The sequence below is a fragment of the Bartonella sp. AA23NXGY genome, from assembly GCF_042197165.1.
GTDB lineage: Bacteria > Pseudomonadota > Alphaproteobacteria > Rhizobiales > Rhizobiaceae > Bartonella.
This window is the reverse complement of sequence record NZ_JBHIRO010000075.1, coordinates 1-1,189: the sequence shown is the minus strand read 5'-3', so window position 1 is coordinate 1,189 and position 1,189 is coordinate 1. Positions and strand designations below refer to the sequence as shown.

The following is a 1,189-nucleotide window of genomic DNA, read 5'->3' as shown; positions in this document are numbered from 1 at the left end:
AACAAGCATTATTTATTCAATGATCTTAGAGACGATACCGGCACCAACAGTACGACCACCTTCACGAATAGCAAAACGAAGTTTCTCTTCCATCGCTATCGGAACGATCAACGAAACATCCATCGCAACATTGTCACCTGGCATAACCATTTCCGTTCCTTCTGGAAGCGTAACAATACCTGTAACATCCGTCGTACGGAAGTAAAACTGAGGGCGATAATTCGTGAAAAATGGTGTATGACGCCCACCTTCATCTTTTGTCAAAATGTAAGCTTCTGCTTTAAACCGTGTATGAGGTGTAACGGATCCCGGCTTTGCCAATACTTGACCACGCTCAATCCCTTCACGGTCAACACCACGTAGCAGAGCTCCTATATTATCACCCGCTTGACCTTGATCCAAAAGCTTGCGGAACATTTCAACGCCTGTAACCGTCGTCTTAGACGTTGGACGAATACCGATAATCTCGATTTCCTCTCCAACTTTAATAACACCACGCTCAACACGACCCGTAACAACAGTTCCACGACCCGAAATCGAAAAAACATCTTCTATCGGCATCAAAAATGGTTGATCAACAGGACGTTCAGGGGTTGGGATATAATTATCAACTTCACTCATTAAAAGACGAACAGCATCTTCACCAATACTTTTATCCTTATCCTCAAGAGCCGCCAACGCAGAACCCTTAACAATTGGTATATCATCGCCTGGGAAATCATATTTGGATAAAAGTTCCCGAACCTCAAGCTCTACAAGCTCCAAAAGTTCTGCATCATCAACCTGATCAACTTTATTAAGAAAAACAACAATTGCTGGAACACCAACCTGACGTGCAAGCAAAATATGCTCACGTGTCTGAGGCATTGGGCCATCAGCTGCTGAAACAACCAAAATAGCACCATCCATCTGTGCTGCCCCTGTGATCATGTTTTTCACATAATCAGCGTGTCCTGGACAATCAACGTGCGCATAGTGACGATTTTCCGTTTCATACTCAACGTGTGCTGTAGAAATAGTAATTCCACGTGCCCGTTCCTCTGGCGCAGCGTCAATTTGGTCATAAGCTTTAAATTCACCAAAATATTTCGTAATCGCTGCTGTCAACGAGGTCTTCCCATGATCAACGTGACCAATCGTACCAATATTAACATGCGGTTTTGTTCGTTCAAACTTGCTCTTCGCCATT

Annotated in this window: 1 protein-coding gene; it reads right to left on the bottom strand. The window is 43.7% G+C overall.

Features of this window, described 5'->3' with window-relative positions; genetic code table 11:
* Positions 1-12: 12 nt before the first annotated feature.
* Complete coding sequence (tuf, locus tag ACFINY_RS09725; protein ID WP_012755022.1) at positions 13-1,188, bottom strand: elongation factor Tu; 1,176 nt, start codon at positions 1,186-1,188, stop codon at positions 13-15.
* Between the last annotated feature and the right edge of the window lies 1 nt (position 1,189).